The 17,245-nt window shown below is 45.6% G+C and carries 14 protein-coding genes; 9 read left to right on the top strand and 5 right to left on the bottom strand.

Annotated elements, in window-relative coordinates:
- Nucleotides 1–54: 54 nt before the first annotated feature.
- Nucleotides 55–855 (bottom strand): beta-ureidopropionase, encoded by an 801-nt coding sequence (locus JR338_03785; GenBank protein ID QRN83879.1) that lies wholly within the window; start codon nucleotides 853–855, stop codon nucleotides 55–57.
- A 71-nt stretch (nucleotides 856–926) separates the two neighbouring features.
- Here JR338_03785 and amrS point away from each other — a divergent pair, with 71 nt between their 5' ends.
- Both amrS and JR338_03775 read left to right on the top strand, forming a co-directional pair.
- The gene (gene amrS, locus JR338_03780) at nucleotides 927–1,958 is read left to right on the top strand and encodes an AmmeMemoRadiSam system radical SAM enzyme (GenBank protein QRN83878.1); all 1,032 of its coding nucleotides are present in this window, start codon (nucleotides 927–929) and stop codon (nucleotides 1,956–1,958) included.
- A 313-nt stretch (nucleotides 1,959–2,271) separates the two neighbouring features.
- Complete coding sequence (locus tag JR338_03775) at nucleotides 2,272–3,306, top strand: sigma-70 family RNA polymerase sigma factor (GenBank protein ID QRN83877.1); 1,035 nt, start codon at nucleotides 2,272–2,274, stop codon at nucleotides 3,304–3,306.
- A 75-nt stretch (nucleotides 3,307–3,381) separates the two neighbouring features.
- Here JR338_03775 and JR338_03770 read toward each other — a convergent pair whose 3' ends face one another.
- Complete coding sequence (locus tag JR338_03770; protein QRN83876.1) at nucleotides 3,382–7,470, bottom strand: sortase; 4,089 nt, start codon at nucleotides 7,468–7,470, stop codon at nucleotides 3,382–3,384.
- Between the two features lie 303 nt (nucleotides 7,471–7,773).
- Here JR338_03770 and JR338_03765 point away from each other — a divergent pair, with 303 nt between their 5' ends.
- Complete coding sequence (locus tag JR338_03765) at nucleotides 7,774–8,595, top strand: mechanosensitive ion channel family protein (protein QRN83875.1); 822 nt, start codon at nucleotides 7,774–7,776, stop codon at nucleotides 8,593–8,595.
- A 10-nt stretch (nucleotides 8,596–8,605) separates the two neighbouring features.
- Here the strand turns inward: JR338_03765 and JR338_03760 are convergent, their stop codons facing one another.
- Entirely contained in the window at nucleotides 8,606–9,967 is a 1,362-nt protein-coding gene (locus JR338_03760) for a HAMP domain-containing histidine kinase (protein ID QRN83874.1), read from the bottom strand.
- A gap of 4 nt (nucleotides 9,968–9,971) precedes the next feature.
- Nucleotides 9,972–10,661: a response regulator transcription factor gene (locus tag JR338_03755; GenBank protein QRN83873.1), complete on the bottom strand. Its 690-nt coding sequence runs from the start codon at nucleotides 10,659–10,661 to the stop codon at nucleotides 9,972–9,974.
- A gap of 170 nt (nucleotides 10,662–10,831) precedes the next feature.
- Between JR338_03755 and JR338_03750 the strand changes: the two genes are divergently transcribed.
- Nucleotides 10,832–11,599 (top strand): radical SAM protein, encoded by a 768-nt coding sequence (locus JR338_03750; protein ID QRN83872.1) that lies wholly within the window; start codon nucleotides 10,832–10,834, stop codon nucleotides 11,597–11,599.
- Nucleotides 11,600–11,860: 261 nt separating this feature from the next.
- On the top strand, nucleotides 11,861–12,001 hold the full coding sequence (locus JR338_03745) for a 30S ribosomal protein S21 (protein ID QRN84349.1): 141 nt from the start codon (nucleotides 11,861–11,863) through the stop codon (nucleotides 11,999–12,001).
- 374 nt (nucleotides 12,002–12,375) lie between these two features.
- On the opposite strand, the gene JR338_03740 is transcribed toward JR338_03745, so the two are convergent.
- Entirely contained in the window at nucleotides 12,376–12,651 is a 276-nt protein-coding gene (locus tag JR338_03740; GenBank protein ID QRN83871.1) for an HPr family phosphocarrier protein, read from the bottom strand.
- A 513-nt stretch (nucleotides 12,652–13,164) separates the two neighbouring features.
- Between JR338_03740 and JR338_03735 the strand changes: the two genes are divergently transcribed.
- The 4 genes from JR338_03735 (at nucleotide 13,165) to JR338_03720 (ending at nucleotide 17,234) form a co-directional block, all read left to right on the top strand.
- Nucleotides 13,165–14,490 carry an amidohydrolase gene (locus JR338_03735; protein QRN83870.1) on the top strand — a complete coding sequence of 442 codons (1,326 nt, stop codon included), beginning with the start codon at nucleotides 13,165–13,167 and terminating at the stop codon, nucleotides 14,488–14,490.
- A gap of 8 nt (nucleotides 14,491–14,498) precedes the next feature.
- Nucleotides 14,499–15,428, top strand: a complete 930-nt coding sequence (locus JR338_03730; protein QRN83869.1) for a nucleoside hydrolase — start codon at nucleotides 14,499–14,501, stop codon at nucleotides 15,426–15,428.
- Between the two features lie 12 nt (nucleotides 15,429–15,440).
- On the top strand, nucleotides 15,441–15,998 hold the full coding sequence (locus JR338_03725) for an AAA family ATPase (GenBank protein ID QRN83868.1): 558 nt from the start codon (nucleotides 15,441–15,443) through the stop codon (nucleotides 15,996–15,998).
- A 159-nt stretch (nucleotides 15,999–16,157) separates the two neighbouring features.
- Entirely contained in the window at nucleotides 16,158–17,234 is a 1,077-nt protein-coding gene (locus tag JR338_03720; GenBank protein ID QRN83867.1) for a BMP family ABC transporter substrate-binding protein, read from the top strand.
- Nucleotides 17,235–17,245 lie beyond the last annotated feature (11 nt).

Genomic DNA, 17,245 nt, shown 5'->3' with positions numbered 1-17,245 from the left:
AACATCAAAACCGGCACCAGTAATGGCGCCGGTTTTTCGTTGTGCAGGGGGGGATTAATCTATTTCGTATAGTGATGATCGGCGATCCTCAAAAAGATCATTATTGGTGTTGAGCCTCTTATTCACCGCACGCTCAGGATCTATCTCGACCACATGGACACTCTCTTTCCTGGTTGGTCCCCTATAGAGGATTTTTCCGCCGGGGGTTGTAACCTGAGATTGGCCAGTGAAGGTCAGGTGGAGATTATCCAGATGTTCTTTGCCGACTCGGTTGGCTGTGACGGTGAAGACCTGATTTTCGATCGAGCGGGTGATCATCGCATTTTGGCAGTAGGGCAGGACCAGGTTGGCGGGGTGAGCGATGATTTGAGCGCCTTTGAGTGCCAGGGTTCGGGCAGCTTCGGGGAAAATCCAATCGAAACAGATCATCATGCCGATCTTGACGCCTTGCCATTCGACAATTTGAAAGCCGGTGTCGCCGGATGAATAGAGGGCCTTCTCATGGTCAAAAAGATGGGTTTTGCGGTAGTTGGCAATCACGCCATCCTGCGTGACGGCGGCAGCAGCGTTGAGCAGCTTGCCCTCAGCAACCTCTGCGTAGCCGCTAACAATCAGACCACCGGTTTGTGCGGCTAGTTCTCTTAAGGTTGTCAGAAACGCCCCAGAGCCATCCTGCGGCTCTGCGAGCGGAAGGAGATCCTCCGGTGTGGCATAGAGATAACCTGTATTGGCCAGCTCTGGCAGGACCACCAGGTCCGATTTTATTCCAGTCAAGAGCCGGCGGAGTTTACGGATGTTCTTCTTGATGTTATCTCGGACTGGATTGAATTGGACGACAGCAATTGATAATTTCATAAGAGTTCCTATTACTGTTTCTTGAAACCCACTAATGAATCGATTAAGATTTATTAAAGGAAGGATTCAATATGGCAAACTTCAATCTTCATGATGCTTTATTATACGATCAACTTGATTATGAGCGAGTTAAATGTAATCTTTGCGCCCATCGCTGCACGATCAGTGAGGGTGGCAAGGGGATCTGTAGGGTACGGGAGAATCACGGCGGGAGGCTATATACCCGTGTTTACGGCAATTTGATCGCCCAAAACGTTGATCCAATTGAGAAGAAACCGCTCTATCACTTCTATCCCGGCTCAACGGCTTACTCGGTTGCCACACCGGGCTGCAATTTCCACTGTAAGTGGTGTCAAAATTGGCAGATCTCCCAGATGCCGCGCTTGATGAACCTGCCGGACCGCAAGCGGGTTCAACCCGAAGCGATTGTGGAGGCCGCCATCGCCACCGGCTCGCAGTCGATTGCCTACACCTATACTGAGCCTACTATTTTCTTTGAATATAGCTTAGATGTCTCCAAATTGGCGCATGATGCAGGTATAAAGAACGTCTATGTCACCAATGGCTTTATGACACCGGAAATGATTGACCTTTACCATCCCTGGCTGGACGCCGCGAATGTGGATATTAAGGCATTTAGGGATGAGACCTATCGCAAGCTGATGGGTGGCCGGCTGGAACCTGTGTTGGAAAGCTGCCGCCGATTGAAAGCTGCTGGGGTCTGGCTGGAGGTCACTACGTTGATCGTCCCGGGTGTGAATGATAACCCGGATGAACTGCGCGGTCTGGCGCAATTCATCTATGATGACCTAGGTCCGGAGACACCCTGGCACCTCAGCCGGTTCTACCCACAATATAAAATGACCTCTCAGGCGCCGACTGGGGAGAAGATATTGCACAAGACCAAAGCCATGGGGGAAGAAATTGGTCTGGAGTATATCTATATTGGGAATGTGGCGGGGATTTATGCGACCCACTGTAAGAAGTGCGGGCAGGAATTGATCGTCCGCAGCGGTTACCAGACCCAAATTGTCGGTTTGGACGATAATGGCTCCTGCACAGCCTGTGGAACGCCGGTGGATGGGGTGGGAATTGCTGGATAATTATTTAAAATAGTCTACAACATTATACAAAGCTCGTAATCCTCCCAGTAAATTGTGTATTATTAGAGTAATGGATGTAACCAAAACCTCATCAATCTCATCAGATTTATTAGAATTGTTTATCAGATATTAACAATTATCTGCTAAATTATTCAAGAACCAGGATATAATATGAAAGAAAGAAATAGTAAGGTTACTTTCTTGAATATTGAAGGCTAAATCAAAGCCCATTGACGAAAAAACCTGGTCAATGGCTTTTTTATCGCGTTGGAATAACGCGATAGTACGACAAACAAAGATAGGAGTAAATTAAATGACATCTATGGACGCGTATTCTGAAGACACGCTTGAAGATGAGAACATGGAACAATACCTCGTTGAGGATGCGGTTGATGAGAATGAACAAGTAAATTACGAAGAGATCATTTCCGACCACACCGGTATTACCTCTGATGATTCAGTCAGCCTTTACCTCAATGAAATGAGTCGTGTGCCACTTCTGACCAAGGAAGAGGAAATCTCTCTGGCCAAGAAGATGGAAAAGGGCCGGAAGGCCCGCTCACTGATGATTGAAAGCGATGGCGAGGTTGAGAACCTTGATGAGATCAAGGAACTCATTCGAGAGGGTAAGGAAGCCCGCGAATATCTCATCAAAGCGAATATTCGCTTGGTGGTCAGCATCGCTAAGAAGTATCGCCAATATGGCTCTTCTTTCCTGGACCTAATTCAGGCTGGTAATGTGGGCTTGATTCGTGCCGTGGATAAATTTGATTATTCCCGCGGTAACCGGTTCAGCACCTACGCCACCTGGTGGATTCGCCGCTCCGTGCTGCGTTTCTTGAACCAGAAGGAACGCACCATTCGGCTGCCTAACTATTTGAGCAACCGCTTGCGCAAGGTCCGTCACGTGACCCGTGACCTCTCGCAGCAATTGGGCCGTCAACCCACTTTGGAAGAGATTTCAGAACATGTTGAGCAGTCTTCTGAAGAGCTTCGCCAGTTAATTGATTATGCCCGGTTGCCAATTTCACTGGATAAGCCAGTTGGTGAGGATGGCGAAACTGAATTGCTTAACTTTGTTGAAAACGAAAGTGAACCCACGCCTTTCAACTCGGTCCAGCAGCGCATGCTTGAATCAGATATCGAAAACGCTTTGGGCGAACTCTCTGAGCGTGAAGCCAGCATTATTAAACTGCGCTTTGGTTTGGAGGGCAATCGAAGCCACACCCTGAAAGAATTGGGCGAGATCTTTGGTGTGACCCGTGAGCGGATCCGCCAAATTCAGCAGAAGGCTCTGCGGAAACTTCGCAGCCCTCAAAATCAGGTACGCTTACGCAACTACCTCTAAACGAGCAGATTTAAAAAGCAACACCCCTCAGTTTTTTCTGAGGGGTGTTTTTGATTCGGTGGGTAGAGGAAATGATTAGTGGATATCAACCAGTACTGCTCTGACAACGGTCCTGAAGAGGAAAGAGTCAGCGTTTTGGTCGTAACTGTTGCAGGTGATCAGTGTCACCCAGTCGTAGGCCTCATGCCGTTGAAGCACGGAGATATCCTTAGGGCTGGTGTATTCTGAAACGCTGCGCACTTCATAGACATATTCCTGACCGTTGGCTGTGATCACAATCTGATCGCCCCAGCGGAGAGACTCCAGGTCATAGAGCGGTCCCGGCTGGCCAAAATTGTTATAAGCATGTCCGGTGATTACTGTGTTACCGGGCAAGGTGGGGTAGGCTGTCCCCGCCAGGTAACCAAGGTCATTGCCAAGCCACGAGAGGTTCCAACCGTTGCCTGATGCGGGAATGCCGAGGACAGCTCGGGAGATCCCTAACGCTGGAATACCTAGTTGAATGCCGGTCGAAAGATCGTATTCACTTTCTGTGAATGCAAATGGCACTTCTGTTAGAGCGTCTGGGGTGAAACCTGTTTCCGGCAGTATCTCAGGAATGACGATTTTGAGGTTTGCGTAAGAGTCGGTTTCTCCGTCGTTAAGTTCGTTGCCTGCCAAATCTTCAATGGAAGTTGTACCGCACACCATCAGACGATATTCACCGACTGGCAAGGGTGTGCCATTATTGATTGTCAGCGTGGCTATAAAGGGTCCTGAACCGCCGCCATTGGAATAGGCGATTGGACCGATTGGATAAGCGACATCATCGTTTCCGATTGTTAATTCTGCTGAATTGGCAGTTTGACAGCTGGTTGTGTCATATACGCCGTTTTCTCCAGCGGAAAATAATCTGTAATTGCCTACATTGTCCGCCGCGACCAAGCTGCCATCATGTTTGACGTCTTCACCAAATTTGACTTCCAACTTGCTTGGTTTAGTGATAAATACCTTTGTACCTTCAGGCGCAACTCCGGCAATTGTTATAGATGTAGGGCCAATGTGGTCTAGGATGTATGATTCGTGAATATCTGGATTATCTAATAAGATGGGATTGCCTGATTCATCGGTAATATCTGTGCTGGCGCTTAGGGCAATACCGATTTTTCCGTTGAAGGTGTCAATATCACCTAACCCGACATAGGCAATTACGAACATATTTGAACCATGTAGAAATAGATGATGGATTTCAGCAGTTGAACCGCCGATCACTAAGAAATCATCTATTCCAACATTTTCCACTGGTGAATTGAAGTTGATTATGAATTGTAAATCCGAAGAGTTGGTATGTTCTTCAACAGGTAATGAGCGGACTATTGAATCTACTTTTGGGCCTTGATTATCAACAATATAACTTTCATCTGTGGCAGGCTCTGTTTGGGAGAGTGCATTACCAGCGAGATCGATGATATTTTGGGTGCTCGAAAGGTCCAGACTGACCGAACCGTTGAAATCGGCCAGGTCACCACCGGAAACGGTTATCTGGTAGATATCACCAATCACTTGTTGAACATTTATGATGATTGCTGTGCTGTTGCTATTCACAACAAAGTCATCAGATGTTACATTAATCACAGCTTGACTGAAATCAGCCTGGAAAACGAGGGTGTCTGCATTAGTGTTTTCTTCCACAGGATAGTAGCGGGTGAATGACAAAAGTGTGGGGGCTTCCTTATCAATGGTATAGGTTTCACCGGAGGTGAAATCACCGTCACCTATGGTTGGGCCACCAAGCTCATTCGAAATACCGTCGACAATGGAATTATCATCTTGCACATCAATGCTCAATGTGCCGGAACCAGTCCCAGTTGAAACTGTGACAGTTCTGGTGCTGCCAGCTCCGGTAAGAGCTGTGATAGCAGCGCCTGTCAGGCCGGAAGAATCAATAACGAAATCACCGGTTGTGACGCCAGTGACATCTTTGTTGAAGGTCATCAGGAATTGAACAGACCCGGCATTGGTGGGGTTCTGGTCAACCCGAGTGATGCTTGTAACTACTGGAAGCGTGCCGCCCCGCGCCCAGCCAGTTTCTAATGGACCAAAATCTGAGCTGTAGGTATTGACAAAGGTTTTGACCCAGTAGTAATACGTTGTGCCTGGGGTTGCGGTTGAATCAATGAAGGAATTGGTCGCATTGTTGGCGGCCAGGACTGATTTCGTGCCTTCGTTGGATGTAGCCCGATAAACAGCGTAATGGGTTGCCGATGGGTTGTCATCCCAGGAGAGGGAAACCTGATCATATTCACCGTCGGATGCGGTTAAGTTGGCTGGGGGCATGATGCCGCGCCAACCGAGATCTGGGGAGCTGAAATCGCTGTAGGTCAGGCTTGTGCAGGCCTTCACCCAGTAATAAAGGGCCTGGCCTTCGCCCATACTTGAATCGGAGAAGTTAGTGCCAGCTACGGAAGAACTCACCAAGCTTTTTACGCCACCGAGGGTGGGCGCTGAATAGAGTTCATAGAAATCCGCACCGGTCACGGAATCCCAGGTGACCTGAATTTGGGCAGTATCGGTGCCATCACTGGCTTGTACGTTTGCAGGCCCCGCAAGGGCGCGATAGCCACCATCAGTGGCATCTGCTGCGCTGCATGTTTCAGTTGTGCAGGCTTGAACCCAATAGTAATATTGAATGCCAGGGGTTGCCGCGGTGTCTGTATAGGTGAGTGATGTTGATGTGGTGAAGTTGTTTGCCGGCCTGGACCCCGCGGTTTGACCGCGATAGAGCTTGTAGAAATCCGCGCCATATACGGGATCCCATTCAAGCAGCACATGGTCGGTACTAGTACCGTCACTGGCTGTCAGTGTGCCAGCACTGCCTACAGATGCCAGAGTCGCAATACCTTCGTCCGGGCCCGCCAAACTGCTGCAACGATTTAACTCATCACAAGACTTGATCCAATAATAATAAGTATGCCCAGGAAGGGCCAAATTATCTGTGTAACTGGTTGTTGAAGAATGCCCAAGATTGATTATTTCACCATAGGGGGCGATGGATCGATAAATAATGTATTGATTTATAAATGCATCATCATAATTACCCCAGGTCAGATCAATCTGATCATAAGAAGTGTCATCGCTGGCGGTAACATTGTAGGCCGCTTTGTATGTTCGCCACCCTGTATCTGATGCGGAGAGATCCGTCCAGTCACCGAAATTTATGTCATAAGCACGGATCCAATAATGATACGTGGTATATGGATCTGCACCAGAATCTTGGAAATTAGTAGTGTAGACCTCCGGAGGGAGATAGGCGTTCACATCGGCAGGTGGTGTCGAAGTTTCAGAACGGTAAACGCGATAGCCCCATGCTTCGGGAATTTCGTCCCAGGTGATATTAATTGATTGGGCTACGGTGCCATCAGTCGCACGTATTTCCGAAGGACCTACCGAAGATGAGTATCCAACCGCATAATCGGTACTTAGTGGACTGCAATCATCAAATAAAGTACAGATTTGGCCTTTGTAGTAATACGTTGTTCCAGCCGGAACGTAGTCGGTATATGTGCCATCCAAGGTGGCGTCACCGGTGGTAGTACCAACAAAGGTGTAGGGGCCTGCAGGATCAGCACTTCTATAGACTTTATAAGATTGTGAGTTGAAAGAATACTCAAAGAAGGAGATTTCTATTTTATTTTCATAGGTGCCATCGGTTGCAGAAATATAAGGTGGATCAATCACAGCTGAACCAGTGGCCACAGGACTGAAATCATTAGCGCAATAATATTGATCAATAGGACAGGTTTTGACCTTAAAATCATAATCTCGATAAGCGAAATCTAGAATGCCATCTAGCACAAAATCGTATTCAGTGGGGACACCGCTTGAGCAGTTATAATAGGGGACTTTCCCAATAATCGAAAATGACGTAGCTCCTTGCTTTTTTGCATAGACGCTATAATTATCTGCTGAGCCATTTCCACAGACGGACTCCCAAGTAATCTTTATTCGATTAGATAGATCCGTTGAAGCGGTGACATTAAAAGGTGTGGGAAGGTCGTATTCAGCGTTTGGACTGAATGTGTCCATACCCATCGTAAAGAAGATCATCACGATGATGGTTGAGGTATAGATGAACTTCTTCACAGAAATGAACACATTCCTTGTATGGTTGGCGTTTGTGTGCATTTATTCCTCTCCTGAAAGAGCAAAAAGGCGTTGTCAGCTGGAAAAAACTGAAATAGTAAAAAGTTTATTAAACATTTTTATTATACATGATAAATTAGTTATATAAGTGAAAATAATATAAATTTAGCTTAAGAATGTGAATTTTTTCGCATAAACTCAGCTGTTCTGTGCTGAAAACGTAAAAATGAATGCCAAAATTAGATCTGTACATCAGGATTAGCAGAGTAGAAATGTCATAGAAAGACGATAGAATAAATAAGTGCAAGCCAGGAATATTAAAAAGCACACAGAAAGGGCTTGAAAATGGATTTCCAAACGATTCTGCAGGATTGGTTCACTTCATTGATTGATTTCTTCCCGAAAATCGTCGCAGCGCTGGTGATTTTTCTGGTCACAATTGTTGGGGCGGGATTTGTAGCGAAATCTGTCAAGAAATTCAGCGCAAGAAAAATCACAAGCCCGGAACTGCTGCACCTCATTTTTAGAATCACGCGCTGGACCTTATTGATTGTGGGAACGATCGTTGCATTGGATCAGGTTAATTTCAATGTGACAGGTTTTATTGCCGGCTTGGGAGTGGCTGGTTTCACGATTGGGTTTGCCCTGCAGGATATCGCCAAGAATTTCATCAGCGGTTTGTTATTGCTTTATCGCCAACCATTTGTGATTGGCGATGCGGTGAAGATTTCAACTTTCGTAGGGATCATTACGCAGATCAATATCCGGGATACTGTTCTGAAAACTTACGATGGCGAATTGGTAATCATCCCGAACCAAGAAGTCTTTCAGAATCCAATTGTCAATTACACTCATACAAAATTGCGGCGCCAATCGGTCAAAATCGGTTTGGGTTATGAGGAAGATAGTGATCGGGCTGTCGATATATTTCTCGGGGCTGTTAAGGGTGTTGAGGGAGTTGAATCGACACCTGGGCCGTCTATATATGTGAGTGATTTGGGGGAGTCTGCTTTAATCCTGAAGACTTACTATTGGTGTGATCAGAAAGATGAGAACATTCTTGATGTTCAATCAAAAGTAATTACAGCCATTAAGAAAGCTGCTGAAACGAACAGCATTAACTTACCTCATCCAATTCAAATCATACGTTTGGTAGGACAAGAATAAGATAGGCGATTTAGGAGAGAGGGTTCATTGGGAAGGTGATCGTAAAGGTTGTGCCTTTGCCCATTTCGCTTTGCACGTCAGCCTGTCCGTGATGTGCTTCAACGATTGCTTTGACAATGCTGAGTCCCAGACCGGATTCGCCTTCTTTGGTTTGGCGGGAAGGGTCCACACGATAAAATCGGTTGAAGACACAGGGAAGGTCTTCTTCAGGGATGCCTTCACCAGTATCTTCAATTTCAAAGGTTGTGCTGCCATCTGACAGATTATAGGCTTTAACCGAGATTTGACCATCCGGTTCTGTATGCCGGAAAGCATTATTGAGTAGGTTAGAGAGCACCTGCATCAGCCGGCCTTTATCCGCAAAGAGGGTGTTGAAACCGTAATTCGCAAAGGATAATTCTATATTCTTTGAATCCGCCAGAAGTTGATAGGCCTGTAATAGATGGGCAAAAACGTTATTGATATTGATTTCCGATTTCCGGATTATTAGTTCCCCAGAATCCGCAAGCGCTAGAGTTCGCAGGTCATCTACCAAGCGGTTCAACTGGTTCACTTCATCCTGAACAAAAGCCAGGCGTTCTTTGGTCATGTCCAGAGAACCGTCCTGCATGGCCTCCAGGTATCCATTGATGACGGTCAATGGGCTGCGAAGTTCGTGAGCGATGTCGGCTGTCATTTGGTCACGACGGGCGTTGGCATCAGTGAGTGCAGCACTCATTTTGTTGAATCCCTGGATGACTTGCCCGAGTTCATCGTTTGAAGTTGATTCAACAATTTGACTTAATTTCCCTTGTTCCACATTGGAGATAGCTGTTGATAGTTTCGAAAGTGGGCGCAAGAGGGTGCGTGTGAAGACCAGGCCCAAAATCACTGCTAAAGAGATTGCTCCCAGGCTGGCATATAGCATTGCCTTATTGGTTGTTTCAATGAAGCGCTGCTCCTGTGGATTGGGTAGAAATGCAGGATTGGAGGGAAATAGCAGAGCGATCTCATGATCATCGTACTCGACTACTTTTGCATTTTGGATATCGGATCCAGTTAGAAATGACCCCGAAGGGTGAGCGGGATCGCCCAAGAGTATTCCGCCATTGGGAAGGGCCAGAACAATTCCGGTTTGATTAGCTTCATTAAAAGACGGGAAATCAATGGATGAGCTAGTTATAAATCCATGGTCATTACCAAATAATGTGCCATAGGTTTCATAATTGTCAATCAACTCAGCGGAGTATTCACTTGTTAACCTTTCAATCACCAGGTCCTGAAACTCCTGGTTCGAGACAGTGGATGTAAAAATACCCACAAGCGCAATTGCGAGTAGGCCAACAGCCATAAAGGCAACTATAAATTTCGTTTGAATTGATGGATTTTTCATAGTTTTAAGGGTTATCTGTAAAACGGTACCCAACACCAAATACGGTTTGAATAAATTTCGGATTTCCAGGGTCTTCTTCGATCTTGACCCTCAAATTCCGAATGTGGACATTTATAGTCTTCTCAAGGGAGCCATGTGCTTCTCCCTGGATTTCACAGAGCAGTTGTTCTCGTGTGAAAACACGACCCGGATTTTGAGCAAGGGTGTTTAACAAATGGAATTCAGTTGGCGTCAGGGTGATTTCTTTAGTATTTACCAGAACTTTTAATTTGTTAGGATCAATGCTGAGATACCCAAAGTGAAGGGTGGTATTTTGGGCCTGGGAGGGGTCAGAGCGACGGAGGACGGCTTTGACCCGGGCTGCCAATTCTGCCATCCCAAAGGGTTTGGTGACATAATCATCGGCACCTAAGCCTAGCCCAATCACTTTCTCCGTTTCCTCGATCTTAGCGGTTAACAAAATGATGGGAGTATTGCTTTCTTTGCGATAGGTTTTGATGAATTCGAAACCGTCCATATGCGGCATCATGATGTCAAGCAGGATAATATCCGGTTGATTGATCCGGGCTTCAGTTAGGGCCTGATTGCCATCCCAGGCAGTGATTGTTTTATATCCCTTGGAGTTCAGGTAGTCTGAGACCAAGCGGGTGATTGAAAATTTATCGTCAACGATAAGGACTAGTTTTTCATTCATGGCGTTTTCTCTTGAAGGCATCTTAATTTCTTCTTTATTAATTATACATAACCTAAACGATAAATAATGTAGACTACCTAAGATTAGCTTGATTTCATTAAGATTTGATAAAGAAAATGCGATAAAATAAAACCATTACGGTCAAATTCACCAGTAGAACAGGATCGTGAATGTCAGGAATCGCGTTGCAGTCAGGGATTATTTATGGACCGATCCTATCACGTAGATTAGGAAGGTCTTTAGGGATTAATCTGTTACCATCAAAGCGAAAAGTCTGTTCATTTGATTGTATCTATTGCCAATATGGCAGGACGAAGGATTTAGTGCTTCATCCGATCCGTTCAACTCTCCCCAAACCACCAGAAGTCTATGCTGCTGTTGAAGCTGCTTTAAAGAAGCCGCGGTCCATTGACTACCTGACTTTCTCTGGCAATGGTGAGCCAACCATTCATCCGGATTTCCCGGAAATTGTTCGTGGGGTAAAAGCCATCAAGGATAAGTTACGCCCGGAAGCGAAACTGGCCATTTTATCCAATTCGTCACGAGTGAACGACCCGGAAGTGGCAGCAGCGCTTCGCCTTTTTGATGCGCCAATTATGAAGCTGGATGCTGGTGATCAACAGACTTTTGAAGCGATCAACCGACCTGTAGGCGGTTTGAAAATTGATGAGATTGTGAATGGCCTGCAACGGCTGCCGATGTTAATAGTACAAAGTGTATTGGTGAATGGAGTAATTACAAACAATCAGGGAGAAGCGTTCGAGCAATGGGTGGAAAGGCTCGCAGCACTTCATCCACGGATTGTGCAAATTTATTCCACCGAGAGACCGACTGCACAAAATGAAGTGAAATGTGTTTCACCCGAAAAATTGCAGCAAATAGCCACAGAGCTAAATGAGCGGCAAGGGTTCAATGTCCATGCCTATTGGCAAAATTAGTTGGTCATTCTTTTGATTTGATGAAGGGGGAATCTGCGGGTATAATCTTTGGGTTCAGATGTCATTCCTATCTTTTGCATCTGGACGATTTATGCCCGATAATAATTCGGTGATGGTACTTTTTAGCTTGCAAAAATCATAATATCAATCAATCCTGACCGATGGCTGAAATATCATTGCAGGGAATTCCGGGTAAACCAAGGAGGTGAAACGGTCTTGATTAAAGTTGAAAAGCGAGATAATGAATCTTTTCCGCAATTAATGCGACGATTTCGCAAAAAAGTGACCGGTTCCAAGGTACTTTCCGAGCATCGAAGGCGAAGATTCTTTACTTCTAAGAGTGAAGAACGACGAATTGCCAAGAAAAAAGCTATTCGGCGGATGCGTCGGAACGACAAGTAGAGAAATTAATCGGTCAGGATTGAATTTCCTTTTACACACAAATTTCACTTGAATACGTACAAATTGGTTAAATCTTGGATTTAACCAATTTCTGAGTATTCTGATTATAAGAAGAAGAGTATTGAAAATCTGGAGAATTGCCTGTGGTAATTCAGTGAGATTTTCAATACTCAATTATTCTTGATGTTTTGGTAATGGTAAATATTCTGATTTGGTTAATTATTCACTTTGAATTTAAATTTTCAAAATAATAATCCCAAACTACTATTCGCCATTAATTTATCTTGCGAATGGTTGAATGAAATTCCTTTAGATAAGTAAATGGAAAGTTCATCATGCCCAAAGTAGAAGTCTTAATTCAAGAACACTGCTAACTATTCGCCAAAATTATCGTTTATCAAGGCTTTAAAGCCTTCAATGGCCTCTGTTGCATCATCGCCTTCAGCAATAATTTCAATTTCATGATCTTGCATTACACCAAGGGTTAAGATATTCAAAATACTTTTGGCATTCACAATTGGGCTGCTATCTGTGAGATTCTGAACTGAAATATCAGATTGAAATTTGTTCGCTGTCTGCACGAAAAGGGAGGCAGGTCTCGCATGAAGCCCGGAAGGATGTTGGATTGTGGTTTTAAGCGTAAGTTTCATTTCACTCCTTTAACTTAGAAATTCAGTAATTAAAAACCTGTAAGAATCAGGTGAATAAAATATACTTGTTGTCAAAGTCATAAATATACTACAAAATACTTGATGTGATAGCGAATGGGGAAATTCACCTTATGATGAGCTTCCTAATTGCGGTTATCGCAAAAAAATTCCAAGCATAATAATAGTTCAGCCTGCTCAAAATGGATAGGTTGAATTTTTTAAACACATAATTAATTACGTTATTTGAGCGTATTATGAGGTAAGAATGAAGACTGGACCTTCCATTATGATGTTCTGCCAATCAAAAGAACGCCAAACATAGAATTATTCAAAATCAATTAAGATTCACTTTTTTTGACTAAGGTTTGTTTGTTGGTGGGCCGCAGTATTAAATTATTGGCGAATCAGCATTTGGTTCATGGAAATATTATTTAGTATTGCGGAGATTTCAATAGTTCTGCTAAAATAGAGCAAGCCATCAAGTGAACACTAAGCCAATAAAAGAGAATAAATATGCCAGGAACACTGATTAAAGCAGGAACGGTTCTGACAATGGATGACCAGAGGGGAATTTTGTCACCTGGTCATTTATTATTTGATGGGGCAGAGATTATCGCGGTTGGTACACCTGAAGACGTTCCACAGGATGATGTCGATCAGGTGATTGATTTCAGCGATCGTCTGGTGATGCCTGGGCTTGTAAACGCCCATGCCCATACGCCTATGTCGTTATTCAGGGGACTAGCTGAAGGCATTTCGTTATTTACGATGGACGGCTTTATTAACTGCTTACGGCGGTTAGAGGCTGCGGCAGATTCATCGATGGTTCCAGCTGCAGTAGAAGTGAGTTGCGCAGAAATGATCCGCACAGGGACAACCTGTTTTGCGGATCAATATTTTTATATGAGAGATATTTATCCCGTAGTGGACCGGAGCGGCCTAAGAGCAGCCCTGGCCTATGGGATTGTGGAATTGGGGAACGAAGACTCACGAAAACGTGAAATCCGATCGGTTACGGAATTCCTTGAGAGTTTCTCGAATCATCCGAGGATCAAGGGCTGGGTTGGACCGCATGCCTTTTTTGTGGATAACAGTGAAGAAGTGATCGCTCTCGAATTAGAACTTGCCCGAAGATTTGATACAGGCTTGCACATCCATTTTGCAACTAGCAGCGAAGAAGAAGATTACTGCCAAGCAAAATTTGGCATTTCAGCGGTGGAACGGATGAAACAATTGGGAATCCTGGAATTCCCGATCCTGGCAGCCCATGCGATAACTGTGCCTGAGAGCGGCTATTCGACATTAGCGGAAAGTCCCTTCACGGCAGTGATCTGTGCTTCCTCATCCATGCGGAGTGGTTTCCCGGCTGCGCCAGTTAAGGCAATGCGCGACGCAGGTATCAACCTTGCGCTTGGGACGGATAATGTTGCCAATGCCAACTCTTACGATCTCTTCAGAGAGATGGATATTGCCGCTAAGCTGCAGGTTTATCGAGAGTCGGAGCCGGGGGTTATCCCTGCAAAGGCAATCTTAGAGATGGCAACGCTGGGCGGGGCAAAGGCTCTGGGCTGGGAAGATAAAATTGGCAGCCTGGCTCCTGGAAAACTTGCAGACCTGATTGCTCTGGACCTGACGGATATTGGATGGGGACCAAAAGGAGCTCAGGATATATACACTGCTATTGTCTATGCGATCAGCGGCATGCATGTTACGGATGTCATGGCTGATGGCAAGTGGCTGCTGCAGGATAAGAAATGGACAACTATGGACTATTCAGGCGCTGCGAGTCAGATGGATGCAGACTACCTGAGGCTCAATAACAATCTAGAAAATCTTTAGGAGAGAAAATGCGACGAATTGTCATTGATTGTGATCCCGGCATTGATGATGCCCAGGCCATTATGATGGCGCACTCTCATCCGGATATCAATATTGAAGCGATCACAACCGTTTCTGGGAATGTCGGTGTGGAGCACACCGCCGCAAACGCCCTCAAAATATTGGATATTTTGGACGCTGAACCTATCCCGGTCTACGCCGGCGCAGCTTCAGGACTGGTTACTGAGGGACAAAATGCCAGTTATGTGCATGGTGAGGACGGCCTCGGCGGCGTGGATATCCCAGAATCGAAAAGAAAACTGGAAGATAAGCCTGCGGCGTTAGCGTTGATCGACTTGGCCAAGGAAAATCCAGGCGAGCTGGAATTGATCGCGATTGGCCCACTGACCAACCTGGCATTAGCACTCCGGCTGGATCCGAAACTGCCTTCCCGCTATAAGAAGCTGGTCATTATGGGCGGCGCCCATTTCGCTCAGGGCAACACGCCAAACTATTCCGCAGAATTCAATCTGTATGCGGACCCTGATGCGGCGGCTGTGGTATTTGCCAACTGGCCAAAATTCACAATGATATCCTGGGAAGCGACCATTTCTCATGGGATGCCTATTGAGGATTTCACAGCGCTCTTTGAATTTGACAATAAACGAAGTAAGTTCCTGCGAGATATCACTCAACATACAATAAAATTCCTGCGAGAGGTCCTCAACCGTGAAATGAGTTTTGCAGCCGATCCGTTGGCGATGGCTGTTTTGATGGAACCTGAAATTGTGGAAGAAGTTGCTGAGCGGTATGTCCAGGTTGAGCGGACAGGAGAATTGAGCCGTGGTATGACCGTCATCGATTGGTGGGGCATGTCCAAAAAGCCGGCAAATGTGGAAATAATTTTGAAAGTGAACCAAGACCGGTTCTATCAACTTATGAAGAATGCGTTCGAATAGAAAGGAATCGCAATGAAGGTTGTTCTCGCACCAGATCCATGGCAAAAAGTAAAAACGTACCATGACCTTCCGGCAGATGAGGTTATTTCAGCACTGCAAAAAGAAATCCGGCGCGGGCATACTGAAAATGCCGCCCGTCTGGCTTATGAACTGATTCAAACCAGCCCTGAGCTAGAAGCAAAGCTTTGGTCACGCCTGGCCGTGATCTCAGCAGAGGATGTGGGGATGGGCAATCCAAATGCACCCATACTCATCAATGCACTCCATGAAATGCATGAACGGCTAAGTGTTGGTCATACCGACAGGCCGTTATTTGCGATCCATGCGGTCAGATTCCTTTGTGAACAGGAAAAAGATCGCTCAAGTGATGAACTGCTGAACTGGCTCAGACAAACCAATCAGGCCCCTGAAATTCCTGATTATGCACTTGATATGCACACTAAACGCGGCGCCGAAATGGGCCGTGACCTGAAATATTTCTTTGAAGAAGGATCAAAAGTCCATCCGGAAAAGGTAGACCGGAATAGGGTCTATCGTGAAAGACTGCTGGGATTATTGGACGAAGACTAGGTTGATTGAGTTTTAAACAATTGTCATACAATATGATAAAATATTGTTAACTCACGTTAATGGCAAATTAATAGACGAAGGAGGTGGTACCCGGATAAATTAGGTGTTCTGTTTGTGTTTACTTACTTGATAGTATTGCATTTGAATAAGGAGAAAAGAATGAAAAGCCGTTTTTTGTATGCTGTGTCATTACTTGTTGTTTTGACCATGGTTTTGACCGCATGTGGTGCACAACCAACTAAAGAAGTTGTGGAAGAAGCGGAATTTACCGCAGCATTGATTACCCCGAATCCCTTGGGCGACCGCTCATTCATCGATTCATCCGCCCGCGGTATTGACCGAGCCAATGAAGAACTCCCCGTCCAGGCTGATGTGATTGAGACACAAGGTGTTGCAGAACATGAATCTGCTCTCCGTGCTGCTATCGCTCAGGGTTATGACGTTATCCTCCCCCTGGCTTTTGATGCCGAACTCTTGTTGAATATCGCTGCAGAATTCCCGGAGCAGAAGTTCGCTTCCCCCTCTGAGGTTTTTGCAGCTGAACTGCCTGACAATTTGATTGCATTCCAGATTAACGTTCACGAATCCAGCTTCCTGGTTGGTTTGATCGCCGGTTCCATGACCCAGACCAAGGTTGTTGGTGCTGTGGTTGGTGGGGATGCTCCTGGTTTGAACCAGTTCTTCTATGGTTACAAACAAGGCGTTTTAGAAGTTTGCCCCGACTGTGAAGTTTTGGTGAGCTACCTTGGTTTTGACTTCTCCAACCCAACTTTGGGTAAAGAAACAGCCGCTGCTCAGTATGATGCTGGCGCTGACATTGTCTTCCAGGTTGCTGGCCGCTCCGGTGAGGGTGTTATTGCTGCTTCCGCTGAATACGGTCTGTTCTCCATTGGTGTTGACTCCAACCAGGACTTTGTTGCTCCCGGTAACGTTATCGTTTCTATGATCAAGCGTGTGGATATCACCACCTTCCTGCCGATCGAAATGGTTGTAGATGGTACCTTCGCTGGTGGCTTCATGGAACTTGGTATGGCTGATGGCGCTGCCGGCCTCTCATGGGATGAGGGTTCAACAACCTTCGCCGAAGAAGGCCCAGCTGATATGGTTGCCATGTTGGACGATGTCCAGACTTTAGTTGCGGATTATCGTGATCAGATCCTCGCTGGCGATTATGTTGTCTGCAACGCTTTGATTGATGCTGAAATGACCTCGGATGCTTGTGCACCCCTGAAATAAGTATTTACTAG

It is taken from the genome of Chloroflexota bacterium (assembly GCA_016887485.1).
Taxonomy (GTDB): Bacteria; Chloroflexota; Anaerolineae; order Anaerolineales; family Anaerolineaceae; genus Brevifilum.
Note: the sequence above shows the minus strand (reverse complement) of the source record. Positions and strands in the feature narration are given on the sequence as shown.